The organism is Streptomyces sp. NBRC 110611, from assembly GCF_001590865.1.
GTDB lineage: Bacteria > Actinomycetota > Actinomycetes > Streptomycetales > Streptomycetaceae > Streptomyces.
The window spans coordinates 955,601-973,883 of record NZ_BBUY01000001.1 but is presented as its reverse complement, the minus strand read 5'-3'; the positions used below and the strand labels follow the sequence as shown (position 1 = coordinate 973,883).

Annotated in this window: 13 protein-coding genes; 7 read left to right on the top strand and 6 right to left on the bottom strand. The window is 71.6% G+C overall.

All coding sequences use genetic code 11. The features are described 5' to 3' along the window. Positions 1-43: 43 nt before the first annotated feature. The gene (gene nadE, locus AZE13_RS04230) at positions 44-874 is read left to right on the top strand and encodes an ammonia-dependent NAD(+) synthetase (protein WP_066926854.1); all 831 of its coding nucleotides are present in this window, start codon (positions 44-46) and stop codon (positions 872-874) included. Between the two features lie 215 nt (positions 875-1,089). Next, entirely contained in the window at positions 1,090-1,446 is a 357-nt protein-coding gene (locus AZE13_RS04225; RefSeq protein ID WP_066926852.1) for a hypothetical protein, read from the top strand. Between the two features lie 156 nt (positions 1,447-1,602). Here the strand turns inward: AZE13_RS04225 and AZE13_RS04220 are convergent, their stop codons facing one another. The 6 genes from AZE13_RS04220 to AZE13_RS04195 all read right to left on the bottom strand — a co-directional run bounded on the left by AZE13_RS04220 (position 1,603) and on the right by AZE13_RS04195 (position 6,912). Beyond that, positions 1,603-2,532 (bottom strand): cytochrome c biogenesis CcdA family protein, encoded by a 930-nt coding sequence (locus AZE13_RS04220; protein WP_079123664.1) that lies wholly within the window; start codon positions 2,530-2,532, stop codon positions 1,603-1,605. Beyond that, positions 2,529-3,308, bottom strand: coding sequence for a DsbA family protein (locus tag AZE13_RS04215; RefSeq protein ID WP_066926851.1), 780 nt, complete (start codon positions 3,306-3,308; stop codon positions 2,529-2,531). Before AZE13_RS04215 ends, AZE13_RS04220 begins: the two co-directional genes overlap by 4 nt. Positions 3,309-3,362: 54 nt before the next feature. Next, the gene (locus AZE13_RS04210) at positions 3,363-3,869 is read right to left on the bottom strand and encodes a hypothetical protein (protein WP_066926849.1); all 507 of its coding nucleotides are present in this window, start codon (positions 3,867-3,869) and stop codon (positions 3,363-3,365) included. Positions 3,870-4,008: 139 nt separating this feature from the next. Further along, positions 4,009-4,548, bottom strand: a complete 540-nt coding sequence (locus tag AZE13_RS04205) for an ATP-binding protein (protein WP_066926847.1) — start codon at positions 4,546-4,548, stop codon at positions 4,009-4,011. Positions 4,549-4,812: 264 nt separating this feature from the next. Further along, on the bottom strand, positions 4,813-5,580 hold the full coding sequence (locus tag AZE13_RS04200; RefSeq protein WP_066926845.1) for an enoyl-CoA hydratase/isomerase family protein: 768 nt from the start codon (positions 5,578-5,580) through the stop codon (positions 4,813-4,815). 51 nt (positions 5,581-5,631) lie between these two features. Further along, positions 5,632-6,912, bottom strand: coding sequence for an Ig-like domain-containing protein (locus AZE13_RS04195; protein ID WP_079123663.1), 1,281 nt, complete (start codon positions 6,910-6,912; stop codon positions 5,632-5,634). 225 nt (positions 6,913-7,137) lie between these two features. Here AZE13_RS04195 and glgX point away from each other — a divergent pair, with 225 nt between their 5' ends. The 5 genes from glgX to treS all read left to right on the top strand — a co-directional run bounded on the left by glgX (position 7,138) and on the right by treS (position 18,133). Further along, positions 7,138-9,540, top strand: coding sequence for a glycogen debranching protein GlgX (gene glgX, locus AZE13_RS04190; protein WP_079123662.1), 2,403 nt, complete (start codon positions 7,138-7,140; stop codon positions 9,538-9,540). A gap of 320 nt (positions 9,541-9,860) precedes the next feature. Continuing rightward, complete coding sequence (locus AZE13_RS04185) at positions 9,861-11,879, top strand: M4 family metallopeptidase (protein WP_066926841.1); 2,019 nt, start codon at positions 9,861-9,863, stop codon at positions 11,877-11,879. A gap of 287 nt (positions 11,880-12,166) precedes the next feature. Next, a complete protein-coding gene (locus AZE13_RS04180; RefSeq protein WP_066926839.1) occupies positions 12,167-13,798 on the top strand; it encodes a M4 family metallopeptidase in 1,632 nt (543 codons plus the stop codon). A gap of 595 nt (positions 13,799-14,393) precedes the next feature. After that, positions 14,394-16,397, top strand: a complete 2,004-nt coding sequence (locus AZE13_RS04175) for an alpha-1,4-glucan--maltose-1-phosphate maltosyltransferase (RefSeq protein WP_066926837.1) — start codon at positions 14,394-14,396, stop codon at positions 16,395-16,397. Beyond that, on the top strand, positions 16,394-18,133 hold the full coding sequence (treS, locus tag AZE13_RS04170) for a maltose alpha-D-glucosyltransferase (protein ID WP_066926835.1): 1,740 nt from the start codon (positions 16,394-16,396) through the stop codon (positions 18,131-18,133). The genes AZE13_RS04175 and treS overlap by 4 nt, the downstream gene beginning before the upstream one ends. The last annotated feature ends 150 nt before the right edge of the window (positions 18,134-18,283 follow it).

Here is an 18,283-nt window from a genome sequence, read left to right as displayed (position 1 = left end):
CACGCAGCGCACACCGCGCGGCGAGAGAAGAAAGGGAGCAGCCGTGACCGACCCGGCGTCCAAGGCCCTGCAGCAGGAGATCGCCCGGGATCTCCAGGTGACCGCGTCCTTCGACGCCGAGCGGGAGATCGAGCGCCGGGTGGCGTTCCTCACCGAACGGCTGACCTCCACCGGCCTGCGCTCGCTGGTCCTGGGGATCAGCGGCGGCGTCGACTCGACGACCACCGGCCGGCTCTGCCAGCTCGCCGTGGAGCGGGCCCGGGCCGCCGGACACGAGGCGACGTTCTACGCGATGCGGCTCCCCTACGGCGTCCAGGCGGACGAGAAGGACGCCCAGCGGGCGCTGGAGTTCATCCGGGCCGACCAGGAGCTGACCGTCGACATCCGCCCGGCGAGCGACGCGGCGCTGGAGGCCGTGGTGGACGGCGGGCTGGTCTTCCGCGACGCCCACCACCAGGACTTCGTGCACGGCAACATCAAGGCGCGGCAGCGCATGATCGCGCAGTACGCGGTCGCCGGGGCCCAGGACGGCCTGGTGGTGGGCACCGACCACGCGGCCGAGGCGGTCTCCGGTTTCTTCACCAAGTTCGGTGACGGTGCGGCCGACGTCGTCCCGCTCACCGGCCTCACCAAGCGCCGGGTGCGTGCCGTGGCGGCGGCGCTGGGCGCCCCGGAGGAACTGGTCACGAAGGTGCCGACGGCCGATCTGGAGACGCTCGACCCGGGCAAGCCCGACGAGGACGCGCTCGGTGTGTCCTACGACCAGATCGACGACTTCCTGGAGGGCGAGCCGGTCCCCCCGGACGCGTTCCGGGCCATCGCCCGCCGCTACCGGCTCACCGAGCACAAGCGGGCGCTGCCGATCGCGCCGTGACGGGGGCCGGGGCCGGGGCGGTGGCCTCGGCCCCGGCTCTTTCTCGGCCCCGTCTCCTCGCGCGTCGTGGTCGAGTAGTTGTCATGGTCCAGTAAGGGGATCGTCACCGTCCCGGTGCTCCATCGCGCGGTTGAGCGGGCATGCATCTGGCCATGGGTAGTTGCGAAGTGCGATCGGAAGATCGACTGTCAGTGGGTCCGCCTACGCTCGGCGACATGAGTTACGCACAGCTGCGCGAACTCCAGTCCGCGCTGACCACCGCATCCGACCTTGCCACCGCTCTGCAGTCCGCGCCGACCCGGCAGGGCGCGGACGAGCTCGTCGACGTACTGCGCCGGGCGCTGACCACGGCCGGCGCACTGGGCGCGGAGACCGGCCCGACCGGCTGCGCGCTCCATCCGCACGGCGCGGTCGACCCGCTCTACGGCGACCCGGAGGATCCCCTTCCGCCGGGCTACGGCAAGTGCCTGCTCTGCAACGACCGCCGGCGCCGGGCCGACGCCCACCACCCGCACATACGGCCACTCGCCCGTACGCACGCACACCGGCGGCTGCGCCGGCTCGGCGCATAGGTACCCGTAGGCCTGGGCCCCTTTCCGTCGGCCTGGGTCCCTGCCGTCGCAGGAGCCCGGGCCGAGTCCGGGCGGACGCGGGGCGGCCAGGCGGACTCGGGGCGGACGCGGGAAGGCCGGGCGGAGGCGGGGCGGCTGCTCGCCCCCGCCGCTCGGCTACTTCCCCGGCTGTTCGGCCGGCCGCTCCGCAGGCTGCTGCTCCGGCTGCCCGGCCGACTGCCCAGCCGGTTCGGCCGACTGCTCCGCCGGCTGCTTCTGCCGCTGCCGCTTCTCCGCGCGCAGCGCGATCCGGGCCAGCACCCCCGCGACGGCCAGTGCGGCCACCGCCAGCAGCACCGAGTCCGGGATGGCGGTCCCGACCCGGGCCAGCCACTCCTCGATCCGCGATTCGCTGTCCGCGTCGAGGATCCCGGGCAGCGCGCTGGTCCCGTTGAAGCGCAGGAAGAGCACGCCGATGCCGATGAAGAACAGCCCCGACAGCAGCGAGGTGGTGTGCAGCCGCAGCTTCCCGAGGGTGAGCTCACGGCCCCGCAGCCACCCCCGGGTGCCGAGCCGGAAGCGGTCCCACAGGAGCGCGAGGACGAACAGCGGCAGCGCCATGCCCAGCGCGTACACGGCGAGCATCGAGGCACCGTGGACGGGGTTGCCGCTGAGCGCCGAGACCATCAGCACCGAGCCGAGGATCGGGCCCGCGCAGAAGCCGGCCAGCCCGTAGACACAGCCGAGGAGGAAGGTGGAGACGGCCGTGCGCGGGGTGATCCTGGCGGCCGCCTGCTGGGCGCGCCGGGAGGCGAAGCCCAGCCCGAGAATCTGTGCCAGGCCCATCGCGATGACGATCCAGCCGCCGATCGTGATCAGCAGGTCACGGTGGCCGATGAAGAGCCGGCTGGTCAGCGTGCTGGCCGCACCGAGCGGTACCAGCGTCGTGGCCAGCCCCAGGTAGAACACTCCGGTGCGGGCCAGCAGCCGGCCGGGGGTGCCGAGGGAGTACGCGAAGAACGCCGGCAGCAGCAGCGCGCTGCACGGGCTGACCAGGGCGAGCACCCCGCCCAGGAACGCCGCGAGGTAGCCGATGTCGGTCGTCACTTCCCGGCCTCCGTCCCCTTCGCCGTGGCCTTGGCCCTGGCCGCGGCGTCCTCGACGGCCTGGAGGAAGACCCCGGTGGGCTGCGCCCCCATCACCGGACGGCCGTTGACCAGGAAGGACGGCGTGGACTGCACACCGAGCTGGTAGCCCTCCTGCTGGTCCTTCTTCAGCGCCCGCTCGGCGTCCGCGCTCTTCAGGTCCGTACGGAACTTCTCGATGTCCGGCACCCCGCTCTCCCGGGCCATCTCGACGAGCTTGTCCTCGGCCAGCGCGTCGCCCTTGCGGGTCTCGGCGTACAGCGTGTGGTGCAGCTCCCAGAACTTGCCCTGCCGGCCGGCGGCCCAGGAGGCGCGGGCGGCCCGCTCGGAGGGGGCGCCGAAGACGGGGAAGTTGCGGAACTCGATGCGCAGCGTGCCCGCGTCGACGAACTTCTTGACCAGCTCGGGCTGGGTCTCGCGGGTGAACTTGCCGCAGTACGAGCACTGGTAGTCGGCGTACTCGACGAGCACCACCGGGGCGTCCTTCTTGCCGATGGCCAGCGGATCGCCGTCCTGGCGCCGGCTGGTCTGCCGGGCGAGGTCGTCGAACAGCTTCTGCTGTGCGGATTCGTCCTTCGACTCGACGGAGGCGGCGGCCTCGGGCGTGCCGGTGCCGCTGTCACGGCTGCCTTCGACGGCCTTGCCGACGGCGACGGCGACGGCGATCACGGCCACGACGAGGGCGATGACCGCGCCGATGGCGGCCATTTTGCGGGTGGGAGAGGCGGAAGTGGGCATGCGGAAGCTCCATACGTGCGGAGGAAAAGGTCAGGCCGGGTAACTCGGGGTGGCCTAGATCCGCAGTACGGGCAGGAGGGAAGGGTGGTCCGCGCGGTGCTCGGCCTGGGTGGGCGGCCGGGCGAGTGCGTGCTGGGCCGGCAGGTCGGCGGCGAGCGAGCCGGGGCCGGTGGTGGCGGGGGCCAGGGGTTCGGCGCGGTGCGGGGCGGGCGGCGGGGCGGACTCGTCGGGCGCGGGTGCGTGCTGGCCCGAGCAGCGCTTGGGAGCGTGCGCCTCGGCGTCGGAGCCGCCCCCGGCGGAGAGCTGAGGGTCGCCGAGGAGCTGCGGGTCGCCGAAGGGCTTCGGGGTGCCGACGGGCTTCGAGGAGCCGGAGAACCGTGAGGAGACGGAGATCTTCGGGGTACCGGAGAGCTGCGGGGTGTGCTGCACCGAGACCGGGCTCGTCGCCGTGGCCGTCGCCGTCCAGGCCTGGTCGCCCCCGGTGCGGCACAGCAGCGGCCCGAGGGTGACGGCGAGGAGGAGCAGCAGCGTCAGCGCGGCCGACCGGCGCACGGAATGCATGGTCCTCCTCTCCGTATCAGCCGCAGTCATGAGCGACCCATACTACGGACCGCCGCCGCGGAACCGCCGCCCCGGCCGTCGGCCGGCGACGGCCGACCGTGCGGGCGCGCCTCCCGCCCGGACGGGCCCCGTACCGGCGTCAGCAGTCGGTGACCCTCATCTCGACCCACGTCGTCTTGCCGCGCGGCAGCAGATCCACGCCCCAGCGGTCGGAGAGCTTGTCGACGAGGAAGAGGCCACGGCCACTGACGTCCATTTCCTGGACAGGCATGAGACAGGGCAGGCCACGGGACGGGTCGCGCACCTCGATCCGGATCCAGCCACGGCGGCGGAGCATCCGCAGCCCGAACATCCGGGCGCCGGTGTGGCGTACGGCGTTGCCGACCAGCTCGGAGACGAGCAGTACGGCATGCTCGGCGAGCTGGGGTGTCAGGCACCACTGTTTGAGGAGCACCGCCGCGGTCAGCCGCCGGGCGATCCCGGCGGACTGGGGCCGGGACGGTAGCCGGACCTCGCCGATGGTCGGCTCGCCGACCAGATCGAGGGCCGCGGGCACCGGGCCGCAGGGAGCCGGAACCGGCTTCCTGTCCGTGCCGGGGCCGCCCCACCGTGCTGCGGCCGGATCGCTCTCCGGCCGCGGCTGCTCCATTCCTTCGAGGCCCGCCATGCCCCCCATCATGGCTGCTACTTGGCGGTCGCGGGGGCGGAACCGGCGGAATCCCTTGCCCGGAATTGCCGGTTCCAGTACCCCGCGACGTCATATGCCAACAGCATTTAAGGTTCCGGGAATACCTGGCTGACCTGCGACGACACCTGACATATGAATGATCAACACAGGGTGTCAACAAGGCGCCCTTAAGGCGTGGTTAAGTTCCCCGCAATTCCCCCACACGAGGCATCGGGTACCGGCCAAACCTCACCCGCCCCGGAAACCCCGGCCGCTTCAGCGGAACCTGGCCTTCCCCGGGCCCTCCTCGACGAAGCTGCGCATCCCGGTCTCCCGGTCCTCGGTCGCGAACAGCCCGGAGAACCAGTTCCGTTCGACCGTCAGCCCGGTGTCGATGTCCGTCTCCAGGCCCGCGTCGACGGACTCCTTCGCCGCGCGCAGGGCCAGCGCGGGACCGGCTGCCAGCCGGGCCGCCCAGGCGTGCGCCTGCGCGTAGACCTCGGCAGCCGGAACCACCCGGTCCACCAGGCCGATGGCGAGCGCCTCGTCGGCCTTCACCTGACGGCCGGTGAAGATCAGGTCCTTGGCCTTCGAGGGACCTACCAGCCGCGCCAGCCGCTGGGTTCCGCCGGCGCCCGGGATCAGGCCCAGCAGGATCTCCGGCTGGCCGAGCTTGGCGCTGTCGGCCGCGATCCGGAAGTCGGCGCAGAGCGCCAACTCGCAGCCGCCGCCCAGCGCGTAGCCGGTGACCGCGGCGACCACCGGCTTGGGGATCCGGGCGACGGCGGTGAACGCGTCCTGCAGGGCCTTGGAACGGACGACCATGGCCGCGTGGTCCATGTCCTGCATTTCCTTGATGTCCGCGCCGGCCGCGAAGACCTTCTCACCGCCCCAGACGACGACCGCGCGCACATCGTCGCGGCGGGTGACCTCTTCGGCCAGCTCGCGCAGCCGGTCCTGGGTGGCGATGTCCAGCGCGTTCATCGGCGGGCGGTCCAGGCGGATGGTGCCGACGCCGTCGGCGACCTCGAGATTCACAGTCATGCCGGAAGGTTAGTGCGCGGGGGTCGGAGGGCCACCCCCGGGAGGACGCGGTCACCGCAGCGCCGAGCCGGCCCGCCACTGGTCCCACGGCATGTTCCAGCCACCGAGGCCGTTGTCCGGCGCGACCGTGCGCTCCGGGGAGTTCCGCACCACCACGGTGTCGCCGACGATCGACCGGCCGAAGAGCCAGCCGGCCGGGGTGTCCGGGGCGCCGCCCTTCACGTCCTTGAGCCCCACACAGCCATGGCTGGTGTTGACGCCCCCGAAGACCTCGGGCCGCGCCCAGTAGTTGCCGTGCAGAAAGGTGCCGGACCGGGTCAGGCGCATGGCGTGCGGTACGTCCGCGATGTCGTACTCACCGCCGAAGCCGACGGTCCGCCCGTCCATCCGCGTCACCGACTGCCGCTCCAGGATCACCATCCGCCCGTTGTAGGTGGGGTGCGCGGCGTCGCCCGCGGTGACCGGCAGCACCGCCACCACCCGGCCGGAGCGGCGCACGGTCAGGGTGTGCCGGGCGGCGTCGATGAAGCTGATCTGGTCCCGGCCCACCCGGTAGCGCACGGTCCCGTCCTGCGTCCCGTAAGTGTCCGGTCCGGTCCGCACCCCGCGCAGCCGCAGCCCCACGGTGATCTCGGTACCCGGCCGCCAGCGGTCGCGGGGGCGGAAGTCCAGCCGCCGGCTGCCGAACCAGTGGCCGACGACCTCGACACCGGGCCGGGCCGTCACCTTGACGGCGCGTTCGACGGCCGCGCGGTCGGCGACCGGCCGGTCGAAGGCCATCGAGAAGATCAGGCCGGTGCCGACCATGGCACCACTCTGGGGCGAGAAGTGGCCGGTGACCCGGCGGGCGGGCAGGGCGGTGGTGAAGGTGGTGTGCCGGGTCGAGCGGTGGCCAGCGGCGTCCCGTGCGACCACGTCGACGGTGTAGGTCGCGCCGGGGTGGAGGGGGCCGGGCGCCGGGCGCCAGACCAGGCCGTCCGGTGCAATCCGGCCCGCGACGGGCCATCGGCCGGCGTTCCCGGCGCGGCTCACCACGACCCGCTCCAGCCGCCCGTCCGGCACCCGGATCTCGAACCGCCCGTTGGCCCGTACGCCGTGCGCCCCGTTGTGGGGGACGATCCGGATGGCCGGCTCCTGGGCGCGCGGCGCGTCCCCGTCGTCGAACGCGGCCGAGCCCGCGCATCCGGTGAGCGCCGCCGCCCCGGCAAGCCCGGCCACGGCGGCGCGGGCGAGGCGGCCGCGCCCCGCGCGGCGGCCGCTCCGGCTCCGGCGCCCGCTCCGGCGCCGGCTCCGGTCCCGGTCCCCTGCTCGGTCCTGCTGATGGGCAGTCATATATAGGATTGTGACGGATGATGCCGGAATAGGGAGGTATGCCGCGTACCGAATGCCACGGACACGTCACCCGGTCGCGGCCCCGACAGCCCCCGCCCCACCCCGCCCGAGGCGTGAGGCACCACCCGGTTGCGGGCAGAACAACGGGGAGGGCGGCGCCGCATCCGCGGCCGGGACACCGCGCGGGCCCGCCCGACCGAGCCATGAGCCGCAGGAGGCCGGCACGTGTCGAGCGCACCCGAGCAGGAGCCGGTGGCGGGCGGACGGTTCACCCCACCCGCGGACAACCGCCTCACCCCACCCGCGGACCTCCGCCCCACCGCAGCCGCGGACAACCGCCGCACTTCCCCCGCGGACAACCACCTCACCTCCCCCGCGGACCCCCGCCCCACCTCACCGACGGGCATCCGCCCCGGCAGTCCGACGCCCCTGGGGGCCCGCTGCCGCACCGGGCCCGACGGCGTCGCGGGCACCAACTTCGCCCTGTGGGCGGGCGGCGCCGAGGCCGTGGAGCTGTGCCTCTTCGACGAGGCGGAGCGCGAGACCCGCCATCCGCTCGCCGAGCTCACCCACGAGATCTGGCACGGCTTCCTGCCCGGCGTCCGGCCCGGCCGGCGCTACGGCTACCGGGTGCACGGCCGCTGGGACCCTTGGACCGGCGCCCGCTGGAACCCGGCGAAGCTGCTGCTCGACCCGTACGCCAGGGCCGTGGACGGCGACTTCGGCACGGCCGTCGAGCCGGCCGGCGCCGGGTCCGCGCTGCCCGCCCAGCTCTACGGGCATGTGCGCGACTGGCCGGAGCAGCACATCGCCGACACCGTCCGCGACGACCGGGACTCGGCACCGTACGTCCCCAAGGGCGTGGTGGTCGGCGACGCGGCCACGGACGAGGGCGGCGCGGACGAGTGGCGGGACGACCGCCGGCCCAAGACGCCCTGGCCGGACACCGTCCTGTACGAGCTGCACGTGCGCGGCTTCACCATGCGTCACCCGGGCGTGCCCGAGCGGCTGCGCGGCACCTACGCGGGCCTGGCCCACCCGGCCGCGCTGGAGCACCTGGTGCGGCTCGGGGTCACCGCCGTCGAACTCCTGCCGGTCCATCAGTTCGCCCACGAGGACCATCTGATCCGCCGTGGTCTGCGCAACTACTGGGGCTACAACTCGATCGGCTACTTCGCGCCGCACGCCGGCTACGCCGCGACCGGTACCCGCGGCCAGCAGGTCGGCGAGTTCAAGCGGATGGTGCGGGCGCTGCACGACGCCGGTATCGAGGTGATCCTCGACGTCGTCTACAACCACACCGCGGAGGGCGGCGAGCGGGGCCCGACGCTCTCCCTCCGCGGCATCGACAACCGCGGCTACTACCGCCTGGCCGGCGAGGCCCGCCGCTACACCGACTACACGGGCTGCGGCAACACCCTGCACGTCGTGCAGCCGCAGGTGCTGCGGCTGATCACCGACTCGCTGCGCTACTGGGTCACCGACATGGGAGTGGACGGCTTCCGCTTCGACCTCGCGTCGGCGCTGGCCCGTTCCCTGCACGACGTCGACATGCTCTCCCCGTTCCTCGCCGTGATCGCCCAGGACCCCGTACTGCGCCGGGTCAAGCTGATCGCCGAGCCCTGGGACGTGGGCTCCGGCGGCTATCAGGTCGGCGCCTTCCCGCCCCTGTGGACGGAGTGGAACGACCGCTACCGCGACACCGTCCGCGACTTCTGGCGCGGCGCCCAGCACGACGTACGCGACCTGGGCTACCGGCTCTCCGGGTCCAGCGACCTCTACGCCTGGGGCGGCCGCCGCCCGTACGCCTCGGTCAACTTCATCACCGCGCACGACGGCTTCACCCTCCGCGACCTGGTCTCCTACGAGCACAAGCACAACGCGGACAACGGCGAGGACAACCGCGACGGCACCCACGACAACCGGTCCTGGAACTGCGGCACCGAGGGCGAGACCGACGACCCCGGCATCACCGCGCTGCGCCGCCGCCAGCTGCGCAACCTCCTGGCCACCCTGCTGCTCTCCACCGGAGTCCCCATGCTGGTGGCCGGCGACGAGATGGGCCGCACCCAGCACGGCAACAACAACGCGTACTGCCAGGACAACCCGCTCGGCTGGCTGGACTGGTCACTGCTCGACGACCCGGGCTGGTCCGCGCTGACCGGCCTGGCGGCCCGGCTGATCGCGCTGCGCCGGAGCCATCCGGTACTGCGCCGCCGGGCGTTCTTCTCCGGGCGCCCGCAGGGCCCGGACGGGCTGCGGGACCTGGCGTGGTTCACCGCGCACGGCACGGAGATGACCGAGGACGACTGGTACGCGCCGAGCGCCACCCTGGGGATGTACCTGTCCGGGCGCGACATTCCGCAGCGCGACGCACAGGGCCGGCCGGTCGTGGACGACAGCTTTCTGATCGTGCTGCACGCGGGGGCCGGGCCGGGCTCCTGCACACTGCCCGGTCCGCCGTGGGCGTCCTGCTACGAACTCCTCGTCGACACCTCCCGTGAGGACCAGGCGGCGCCCCCCGCCACCCGCCACGACGCGGGCACGGACATCCCGCTGCCCGCCCGCTCGGTCCTGCTGCTGCGGGCCGTGTCCGGCGGGGACTCCCGGGCCGCGTCCAGCGGCTGACCCCCCTTCAGGCGTCCGGCTATCGGACGTCGATTTCGCCCAACGGACGCTTTCCGGCCAATTAGTTGAAAGGCTCCTGACAACTGGCCGGTAGCGGTGGGACTCTTCCCCGCAACCGCCGCCGCGCGGCCCCCACAGCACCACCCCCGCGGCAGGCCGTTCCACGCGCATCACCTGTTTCATCCGCACCTCGCGTACGTCACGTACGTCTCCCCCCACGCACTTCAAGTGTTCTGCCTCGATCTGCCCGGACGGCCCTTCCGCCGCCCGGTCCCCCTCGGCCGCCCCGGCACGGAGCGGCCACCGCAGAAGGAGTCAGCGTGAGACGCACCCCCCATAGACGCGCCGTGGCGACCGGCGCGCTGGTCGCCGTCGCGGCGATGCTGGCCGTCGGCGCACAGGCCGGCACCGGCACGGCGGCCACCCCGCGGCCGGGCCCCGCGCAGGCCGTTCCCGCCCCCGGCGCACTGCCGGCCGAGCTGTCCCCGTCCCAGCGTGCGGAGCTGATACGGGCAGCCGAGGCCGGCACCGCCGACGCCGCGCGACAACTCAAGCTCGGCGCGCAGGAGAAGCTGGTCGTCAAGGACGTCTCGAAGGACGCCGACGGCACCGTCCACACCCGCTACGAGCGCACCTACGCCGGCCTGCCCGTCCTCGGCGGCGACCTCGTGGTGCACAAGAGCGCGCGCGGCGCGCTCAAGGGCGTCACCAAGGCCGTGACCGCCCGGCTCACCGTCCCGAGCACCACCCCGAAGCTGCGGCCGGCCGCCGCCGAGGCGAAGGCCGTCCAGGCCGCCCGGGCGCTCGGCGCGGAGCGGACCGCGGCCGCCGAGGCGCCGCGCAAGGTGATCTGGGCCGCCGACGGCACGCCGGTGCTCGCGTACGAGACGGTGGTCGGCGGGCTGCAGGACGACGGGACGCCCAGCGAACTGCACGTCATCACCCACGCCGGGACCGGCGCCAAGCTCTTCCAGTACCAGGGCATCGAGAACGGCGTCGGCAACAGCCAGTACAGCGGCCGGGTCACCATCGGCACCTCCGGGTCGGCGCCGAACTTCAAGATGACGGACACCGGCCGGGGCAGCCACCGGACCAACAACCTCAACCACGGTACGGGGGGCAGCGGTTCGCTGTTCACCGACGCCGACGACGTCTGGGGCGACGGTACGCCGTCGAACCCGCAGACCGCGGGCGTCGACGCCGCCTACGGCGCGCAGGAGACCTGGGACTACTACAAGAACGTGCACGGCCGCAGCGGCATCCGCGGCGACGGGGTGGGCGCCTACTCCCGCGTCCACTACGGCAACAGCTACGTCAACGCCTTCTGGGACGACAGCTGCTTCTGCATGACGTACGGCGACGGCCGGAACAACACCCACCCGCTCACCTCCATCGACGTGGCCGGCCACGAGATGTCGCACGGCGTCACCTCCCACACCGCGGGCCTGGAGTACGCCAGGGAGTCCGGCGGCCTCAACGAGGCGACCTCCGACATCTTCGGCACGGCGGTGGAGTTCTACGCCAACAACGAGAAGGACCCCGGCGACTACCTCATCGGCGAGAAGGTCGACATCTACGGCAACGGCGAGCCGCTGCGCTACATGGACAAGCCCAGCAAGGACGGCAACTCCGCGGACTACTGGTCCAGCCGCGTCGGCGACCTGGACGTGCACTACTCCTCCGGGGTCGCCAACCACTTCTTCTACCTGCTGGCGGAGGGCAGCGGACCGAAAGACATCGGCGGCGTCCACTACGACAGCCCCACGTACGACAACAAGCCGGTGCCGGGCATCGGCCGGGCCAACGCCGAGAAGGTGTGGTTCAAGGCGCTGAGCCAGTACATGAGCGCGAACACCAACTACGCGGGTGCCCGCACCGCCACGCTCCGGGCGGCGGCCGACCTGTTCGGCGAGGGCAGCGCGACGTACAACACGGTCGCCAACACCTGGGCGGCGGTCAACGTCGGCTCCCGCGTCCCGGACGGCGACAGCGGCGGCAGCGTCTTCGAGAGCACCGACGATGTGCGCATCCCGGACGCGGGCGCCATGGTCACCTCGCCGATCACCGTCAGCCGCAGCGGCAACGCGCCGGGCACGCTGAAGGTCGGGGTGGACATCGTGCACACCTACCGCGGCGACCTGGTCATCGACCTGATCGCCCCGGACGGCACGGCCTACCGGCTGAAGAACTCCGACGCCAACGACTCCGCGGCCGACGTGCGGACGACGTACACCGTCGACGCCTCCGCCAAGGCGGCGGGCGGCACCTGGAAGTTGCGGGTCCAGGACGTCTACGCACAGGACACCGGCTACCTCAATGGCTGGAAGCTGACGTTCTGACCCGGCGCCGGTACCGAGCCGTCACCTTGGTATGACATAGCCGGACCGGAACCCCTACGGGCATCTCAACTCGACTCCACAGAAGGCAACTTGGGCGCCGTCCCCGGATCTCCGGGGGCGGCGCCCCACTCCGTTATACGAACGACGATCACCTCTCTGCGGACGTTTTTCGGCCAAGTTTGCGACTCCCTCCTGACATGAACGCGTTCGAACTGGCAACCTTCCCGGAACGCAATCACCCGCATCGCTTTGCACCCCCACCGTTTGGCAAAGTTGAAGGAGCACGCGTGACCCCCCGCATATCCCGTAAGACCCGTGTGACCGGAGGCGCCTTCGCCGCCGCGGCCCTGCTCGCCGCCGGAATCACGGCCGGAACCGCCGGCGCCTCGCCGGCCCCGACCGCCGCCAAGGACGCCACTCCCCTCAAGCTCAGCGCCTCGCACCGCGCGGAACTCCTGCGCGACGCGAGCTCCGTGCGGGCCCAGACCGCCCAGGCGCTCGGCCTCGGCTCGCAGGAGAAGCTGGTCGTCAAGGACGTCATCAAGGACGCCGACGGCACCACGCACACCCGTTACGACCGCACCTACGCCGGACTTCCGGTCCTCGGCGGCGACCTGATCGTGCACCAGGCCAAGGGCGGTGCGATCAAGTCGACCACCAAGGCGACCACGAAGACCATCAAGGTCGCCTCCACCACGCCGAAGATCGCTTCGGGGGCCGCCGCCACCTCGGCGCAGGGCACCGCCGCCAAGTCGCTCGCCGCCGAGAAGGCCGACGCGCAGGCGCCGAAGAAGGTCGTCTGGGCCGCCTCCGGCACCCCCGTCCTCGCCTACGACACCGTCGTCAAGGGCACCAAGAAGGACGGCACCCCCAGCCGGATGCACGTCATCACCGACGCCAACACCGGCAAGAAGCTGTTCCAGTACGACGAGATCCGCACCGGCAAGGGCGAGAGCGAGTACAGCGGCAGCGTCGAGCTGGGCACCACCAAGGAAGGCAACGGCTTCACCCTCACCGACGGTGAGCGCGGCGGTCACAAGACCTCCAACCTGGAGAACAGCGAGACCGGCGAGGGCAAGCCGTTCACGGACGAGGACGACGCCTGGGGCACCGGCAAGCCCGACGACCCGCAGACCGCGGCCGTCGACGCGCACTACGGCGCGGCCGAGACCTGGGACTACTACAAGAACGTGCACGGCCGCAGCGGCATCAAGGGCGACGGCAAGGGCGCCTCGTCCCGCGTCCACTACGGCGACAACTACGTCAACGCCTTCTGGGACGACAGCTGCTTCTGCATGACGTACGGCGACGGCAAGGACAACAAGGCGCCGCTCACCGCCATCGACGTCGCGGCGCACGAGATGTCGCACGGCGTCACCTCCGCCACCGCCAACCTGGAGTACAGCGGCGAGTCCGGCGGCCTGAACGAGGGCACCTCGGACATCTTCGGCACCTCGGTCGAGTTCTACGCCAAGAACGCCAAGGACCCGGGCGACTACCTCATCGGCGAGAAGATCGACATCAACGGTGACGGCACCCCGCTGCGCTACATGGACAAGCCCAGCAAGGACGGCCAGTCGCAGGACAACTGGGACTCCAACACCGCCAACCTCGACCCGCACTACTCGTCGGGCGTGGCCAACCACTTCTTCTACCTGCTGTCCGAGGGCAGCGGCCCGAAGGAGATCGGCGGCGTCAAGTACGACAGCCCGACGGCGGACGGCTCCAAGGTCGAGGGCATCGGCCGGGAGAAGGCCGAGAAGATCTGGTTCAAGGCCCTGACCACGTACATGACCTCGAACACCGACTACAAGGGCGCGCGCGAGGCGACCGTCAAGGCCGCCACCGACCTGTACGGCGCGGACGGCGCCGAGGTCAAGGGCGTCGAGGCCGCCTGGACCGGCGTCGCCGTCAAGTGACGTCACACGCCGGCGCACACGGCGGAACACGCACTATCGCACGCTGAACGTCCCGGGGTGGCGTGACCCCGGTGACAGGGCGGTGTCCGGAACTCTCCGGGCACCGCCTTTGCGCGTTCCGGGGCCGTGCGGACGGGGCCCGGGTCCCGCCGGCTACCGGCGCGTCCGCTGATATGGCCGATTCCCGCCCCTCATTCGCTCTTGTCCGTACTCCCTCCTCGGGGGAGGCTGCGGAGTGCGCCGACGGGCCCCGGCGCGGCACCGGACTTCCGCACACCGCAACTCCGCTGTGATCACACCGAGTTGAGGAGGCGACGCCGACCGTGTCAGCGCAGCTCCGCAGCCGCCCCGAGGGAAGCGGCCGCACATCCGCCGCACCACGCCCGGTGCGCAGTTACGTACCGGTAGTTCACATGGCGGCGGATTTCCGGTCCGCCATCGGAGGGAAGGCTCACCGCGTACGCCCCGGCCGGTCACACCGTCCGCCAGCCGAGTGAAAGCGGACCCGAGCGCCCCTGTTCACGCCCGGCCGCCCTGCTATGGAGCGGATACAAAGGACAAAACCCCGCAAAGCATCACAAGCCCAGGTGAGCCCATGATCGGTCGCATCCCTGTTCTGGACATCCGCCCGCAGATCGATTGCGGCCGCCGCCCGGCGAAGGCCGTGGTGGGCGAGGCCTTCGAGGTCTCGGCCACCGTCTTCCGCGAAGGTCATGACGCGGTCGCGGCCAATGTGGTGCTGCGCAACCCGGCCGGCCGCTGCGGCCCCTGGACCCCGATGCGGGAGCGGGTGCCCGGCACCGACCGCTGGAGCACCGAGGTCACCCCGGACGTCGAGGGCCGCTGGACCTTCACCGTGGAGGCCTGGTCCGACCCGCTCGCCACCTGGCGCCGGCACGCCTCGGTCAAGATCCCGGCGGGCCTCGACACCGAGCTGGTCCTCGCCGAGGGCGCCGAGCTGCACGAGCGGGCCGCCGCCGACGTCCCCAAGAGCGACGGCCGGGAGTCGGTACTCGGCGCCGTGGACGCGCTGCGCGACGGGGGACTGCCCCCCGCCGCCCGGCTCGCCGCCGCGCTCGCCCCCCAGGTCACCGCGGCGCTGGAGCGCCACCCGCTGCGCGAACTGCTCACCGTCTCGCGCCCGATGCCGCTGGCCGTGGAGCGCCGGCGGGCCCTGTACGGCTCGTGGTACGAGCTCTTCCCGCGCTCCGAGGGCGCCCTCGTCACCCCGGACGGCACCGCCGTCAGCGGCACCCTGCGCACCGCCGCCGAACGGCTGCCGGCCGTCGCCGCCATGGGCTTCGACGTGGTCTACCTGCCGCCCGTGCACCCCATCGGCACGTCCTTCCGCAAGGGCCCCAACAACGGCCTGGCGGCGGGCCCGGACGACGTCGGCTCCCCCTGGGCGATCGGCTCGGCGGCCGGCGGCCACGACGCCCTCCACCCGGACCTGGGCACCTTCGAGGACTTCGCGCACTTCGTCCGTACGGCCCGCGACCTGCGGATGGAGGTGGCCCTGGACTTCGCGCTGCAGTGCTCCCCCGACCACCCCTGGGTCACCCTGCACCCGCAGTGGTTCCACCACCGCGCGGACGGCTCGATCGCCTACGCCGAGAACCCGCCGAAGAAGTACCAGGACATCTACCCCCTGGCGTTCGACACCGACTTCCGCGGGCTGGTCCGGGAGACCGAGCGGGTGCTGCGCTTCTGGATGGCCAAGGGCGTACGGATCTTCCGGGTGGACAACCCGCACACCAAACCGGTGGCGTTCTGGGAGAAGGTGCTCGGCGACATCAACCGGACCGACCCGGACGTGCTGTTCCTCGCCGAGGCGTTCACCCGCCCCGCCATGCTGCGCACCCTCGCCCAGATCGGCTTCCACCAGTCGTACACGTACTTCACCTGGCGCAACACCAAACAGGAGCTGACCGAGTACCTCACCGAGCTGTCCGGTGAGAGCGCCGCCTACCTGCGGCCCAACTTCTTCGTGAACACCCCGGACATCCTGCACGCCTACCTCCAGGAGGGCGGCCGGGCCGCCTTCGAGATCCGTGCCGTGCTGGCCGCCACCCTCTCCCCCGCATGGGGCGTCTACGCCGGATACGAGCTCTGCGAGTCGACGCCGGTACGCCCCGGCAGCGAGGAGTACCTCGACTCGGAGAAGTACCAACTCAGGCCGCGCGACTGGGAAGCGGCGGCGAAGCAGGGGCGTACCATCGCCCCTCTGATCACCGCGCTCAACCGCATCCGCCGCCGCCACCCTGCCCTGCAACAGCTGCGCGATCTGCGCTTCCACCCGGTCGACAACGACGCCGTGCTCGCCTACTCCAAGCGCGCGCGCCACGGCGCGGGGGTCGACACGGTGCTCACGGTGGTCAACCTCGACCCGCACCACACCCACGAGGCGACGGTGTCGTTGGACATGCCGGAACTCGGCCTCGGCCGGCACGAGTCCTTCCCGGTGCGCGACGAGCTCACCGGCGATACCTACCACTGGGGCAGGGACAACTATGTGCGCCTGGAGCCGGGCCGCTCGCCCGCGCCCGCTCATGTGCTGTCGCTGCGACCGTCCTCACCGATCGGAGGGTCACCCAATTGATCGTCAATGAGCCAGTCCCCGACACATTCGAGGACACCCCGGCGAAGGACCGCGATCCCGACTGGTTCAAACGGGCCGTCTTCTACGAGGTCCTGGTGCGCTCCTTCCAGGACAGCAACGGCGACGGCATCGGCGACCTCAAAGGCCTCACCGCCAAGCTGGACTATCTGCAGTGGCTGGGGGTGGACTGCCTCTGGCTCCCGCCGTTCTTCAAATCCCCGCTGCGGGACGGCGGTTACGACGTCGCGGACTACGCCTCGGTACTCCCCGAATTCGGCGATCTGGCGGACTTCGTGGAATTCGTGGACGCCGCGCACCACCGCGGAATGCGGGTCATCATCGACATGGTGATGAACCACACCAGCGACCAGCACCCGTGGTTCCAGGAGTCGCGCAGCGACCCGGAGGGGCCGTACGGCGACTACTACGTCTGGGCGGACGACGACAAGCAGTACGCCGACGCCCGGATCATCTTCGTCGACACCGAGTCCTCCAACTGGACCTTCGACCCGGTGCGCAAGCAGTACTACTGGCACCGTTTCTTCTCCCACCAGCCGGACCTCAACTACGAGAACCCGGCGGTCCAGGAGGAGATGATCTCCGCCCTGCGGTTCTGGCTCGACCTGGGGATCGACGGGTTCCGGCTGGACGCGGTCCCGTACCTCTACGCCGAGGAGGGCACCAACTGCGAGAACCTGCCCGCCTCGCACGCCTTCCTCCGGCGGGTCCGGGCGGAGATCGACGCGCACTATCCGGACACCGTCCTGCTGGCCGAGGCCAACCAGTGGCCGGAGGACGTCGTCGACTACTTCGGGGACTACGCGGTCGGCGGCGACGAATGCCATATGGCGTTCCACTTCCCCGTGATGCCGCGCATCTTCATGGCGGTGCGCCGCGAATCGCGCTATCCGGTCTCGGAGATCCTCGCCAAGACCCCGGCGATTCCGTCCGGCTGCCAGTGGGGCATCTTCCTGCGCAACCACGACGAGCTGACCCTCGAAATGGTCACGGACGAAGAGCGCGACTACATGTACGCGGAGTACGCCAAGGACCCGCGGATGCGCGCCAATATCGGTATCCGCCGGCGGCTGGCCCCCCTGCTCGACAACGACCGCAATCAGATCGAGCTGTTCACCGCCCTGCTGCTCTCCCTGCCCGGCTCGCCGATCCTCTACTACGGCGACGAGATCGGCATGGGCGACAACATCTGGCTCGGGGACCGGGACGCGGTGCGCACCCCGATGCAGTGGACACCGGACCGCAACGCGGGATTCTCCTCCTGCGACCCGGGCCGGCTGTTCCTGCCGACCATCATGGACCCCGTCTACGGCTACCAGGTCACCAATGTCGAGGCCGCGATGAGCTCGCCGTCCTCGCTGCTGCACTGGACCCGCCGGATGATCGAGATCCGGAAGCAGAACCCGGCCTTCGGCCTCGGCAGCTACACCGAGCTGTCCTCCACCAACCCGGCGGTGCTGGCCTTCCTGCGGGAGTCACCGGGTACCGACGGCGCGGACGACGACCTGGTGCTCTGCGTCCACAACTTCTCGCGGTTCGCCCAGCCGACGGAGCTGGACCTGCGGTCGTTCAGCGGCCGCCACCCGGTGGAGCTGATCGGCGGCGTCCACTTCCCGGCCATCGGGGAACTGCCGTATCTGCTGACGCTGGCGGGCCACGGGTTCTACTGGTTCCGCCTGCGGAAGAACGCCGAACCGGTGACGACGCCGATGCCGTGACGACGCCGAACCCATGACGGGCCGAACCCATGACGGGGCCGACCCCGTGACGCACACGGCCCGGCCGGCCCCCTGACCGGACACGGGCGCCCGGTACCCCGTCACCGCCGCGCCTGCCGTCCCCCTCGTCCCCTCGGTCCCGCCCGGTGC